3 protein-coding genes are annotated in these 2848 nt (G+C 59.9%); 2 read left to right on the top strand and 1 reads right to left on the bottom strand.

The window, feature by feature from the left end; genetic code table 11:
• A partial coding sequence (locus ACK4SE_RS13810; RefSeq protein WP_409693857.1) for a hypothetical protein occupies window positions 1-1292 on the top strand: 1292 nt, incomplete at its 5' end.
• A 66-nt stretch (window positions 1293-1358) separates the two neighbouring features.
• Here the strand turns inward: ACK4SE_RS13810 and ACK4SE_RS13805 are convergent.
• Window positions 1359-1691 carry a YnfA family protein gene (locus ACK4SE_RS13805; protein ID WP_409693854.1) on the bottom strand — a complete coding sequence of 111 codons (333 nt, stop codon included), beginning with the start codon at window positions 1689-1691 and terminating at the stop codon, window positions 1359-1361.
• A gap of 125 nt (window positions 1692-1816) precedes the next feature.
• Here ACK4SE_RS13805 and ACK4SE_RS13800 point away from each other — a divergent pair, with 125 nt between their 5' ends.
• A complete protein-coding gene (locus tag ACK4SE_RS13800) occupies window positions 1817-2797 on the top strand; it encodes a class 1 fructose-bisphosphatase (RefSeq protein WP_409693852.1) in 981 nt (326 codons plus the stop codon).
• Window positions 2798-2848: the final 51 nt, after the last annotated feature.

Below are 2848 nucleotides of genomic sequence, written 5' to 3'. Positions count from 1 at the left end.
GTAAGACGCACGTCGTGAAGTCTCTGGGGACCGGCTATCGAGCCGAGGCGATCCGCAAGGCTCGGATGGTCGCTGCGTCGCTTGAAGCAGAATGGTGCGAGGTCGAGCGTCAAAGCGTATCGGCCTCGCCTTCATCGAGGCTTCCGGCCTTGCCAAAGACTTCTTCAGCGGCGGCTACAGCACCGCTGGAAAAGACGATGCGGCAAGCGTTCGAACTGTTCAGGTCTGATCCTGCGAAACAGCGCGCCCGGAAGACTGACCTCCACTATCTCAACCTGATCGAACTGACGGTTGGACTGTGGGGCGAGGGGCGGACCATCCGATCCATTGACCGCGAGACGTGCCGCGAGCTTCTCGACACCCTGATCTGGTTGCCGACGAACGCCGAGAAGAAGTTTCCGAAGCTATCACCCGTCCAAGCGTCCGCGATGGCGAAGGCGAAAGGTCTGCCCGGCACGCTCTCGCCAGCGTCGGTGAACGGCTACATGACCAAGTTCAGGGCCGTCATGAATTTCGCAACGAACGAGGGCTGGATCGAGCGCAACCCCGCCAAGGGCCTTCAAGTCGTCGACCCCGTTCGACGGCGCGACAAGCGGCTCCCCTTCTCGGTCGAGCAGCTTCGGCTGATCTTCGACGCACCCATCTACCGGGGCTGCGTCGATGACTGGGCGGGATATTCGACGCCCGGCCCCGCGCGTCCTCGTCGTGGGCGATTTTGGGTGCCCCTGATCGCGCTCTTCTCCGGCATGCGGATGAACGAGATTTGCCAGCTTCATGCGGCTGATATCCATCGACTGGACGGCGTGGACTGCTTTTTCGTCACAGAAGGGCCGTCTGATAGCGACAACGGCAAACGCTTGAAGACCGCCGCCAGCGAACGGTTCATTCCCATCCACCCGACACTAATCGATATGGGGTTCATGATCTTCGTCGCGGATAGACGTGCCGCTGGAGCCGTGCGCCTTTTTGCAGAACTCGAAAAATCCAGCACCGGCTACTACAGCGACCCATTTTCGAAGTGGTTTCGCCGCTTCCTCCAGAGGGTAGGAGCCGACCGACCAAAGACCTGCTTCCACTCTTTCCGCCACTGCTATCGGGATGCGTTGCGTGAGGCCCGCGTCGAGCACGAGGTCGCGCTCGCACTCGGAGGTTGGTCCTCGGGGAACGGGAGCGAGGGTGGAGAGACGGCCGCTGCTTATGGCCGAGGCTATCGCGCGCAAACGCTGTATGAAGCGATTGGACGGATCGCCTATCCCGAACTCGACTTATCGCATCTCGCCGCGTCTAAATGACCCAATGCCAGACGGTCACCCCTGCCTTGCGGACCCCCGTTTCGCGATCTCGCCGCTGCGCTCCTGTTAGTGGGCAACCAACCCTCGGGGGCCGAAGAGGATCACCCCGGCTCCCACAAGACACAGGGCGGCTCCAAGCATATCCCAACGGTCAGGACGGGCACCCTCGATCATCCAGAGCCATGCCAGCGACGCGACAATGTAGATGCCGCCGTAAGCCGCATAGGTTCGGCCAGCCATGTCGGTATCGACGCGGGTGAGCAGGTAGGCGAACAGCGCGAGGAGAGTCAGTCCCGGCGCGAGCCACCAGATGGATTTGTCGAGCCGGAGCCACGCCCAGAAAGCGAAGCACCCAGCGATCTCGGCCACGGCGGCGAGCACATAGAGAACGATGGTCATAGGCAACGTCTCTAAATTGTCGTCGAGCGATCAGCGAGACGTTTTCATCGCCATCTGTGGTGATATCGCTTCCCAAATGGCTTGCGGTCCCAGACATTTTGAAGCGGGCCGTATAGCGTGCGGGTATGACCCCTCCCGTCTCTCTGCAATCCTACCTCGATCATTTCTGCAACCGCCCTGATGTAGGCGACGCGATCCGCGATCTCGCCTCTGCCTGTGCGGAGATCAGCGCGCTCATCCGGCTAGGGATGCTGGACGGCCATCGTGGTCTGGCTGGTCGCGTGAATGTTCAGGACGAAGCCCAGCAGAAGCTTGATGTGATTTCGGACGAGGTGATCGCAAAAGCTCTCACATCATCTCCCTCGGTGGCTGGCTTTGCTTCCGAGGAGAGAGAGGCCATCCAAACCACTGGCCGAACGGGCGGGGTGCTCGTGGTCTTTGACCCTCTCGATGGCTCAAGCAATATCGACGTGAACGTGTCGGTCGGCACCATCTTCTCGATCATGGATGCGCCAGTCTCGGAGGTGCCTAATCTTGCCCACTTCCTCCGGTCGGGGCGACACCAACTGGCAGCGGGCTACGCTGTCTATGGTCCTCAAACCGAACTCGTCCTGACGATAACCGACGCTGTTGTAGCGTTCACTCTCGATGCCCACGGTGTTTGGATTCAAACCCAGAGCAATATTTTGGTTCCTGTCGAAACGAGGGATTTTGCAATCAACATGTCGAACCAACGACATTGGTCAATGACCACGCAGGAATACATTGGCGAGTGCTTGATGGGGCGTGACGGGCCTCGGGGTAAAGATTTCAATATGCGCTGGGTTGGTTCGATGGTGGCCGATGTCCACCGCATTCTGATGCGGGGGGGAGTCTTCCTTTATCCTTGGGATCGCCGAGAACCGACGAGGCCCGGCAAGTTGCGGCTGCTTTATGAAGGTGCCCCGATGGCCCTTTTGATCGAACGCGCGGGCGGCTCCTCTACAACGGGGGATCGCTCCATTTTGGATGTCGAGCCGAGCAGTCTCCATGAACGTGTCGCAGTCGTTCTTGGTTCGGCGGACGAAGTTCAGCGGCTGACTTCGAAGTGCGGAGAGACCCGCTGAGTCCTGCATCAAACTATCGTCCGCTGCGAAACGCATACTGTCTGGGCACGT

Origin of the sequence: Brevundimonas sp. (assembly GCF_046293315.1) — a bacterium.
GTDB lineage: Bacteria > Pseudomonadota > Alphaproteobacteria > Caulobacterales > Caulobacteraceae > Brevundimonas.
The sequence above is the reverse complement of the archived record's forward strand: the minus strand, read 5'-3'. Positions and strand labels throughout refer to the sequence as shown.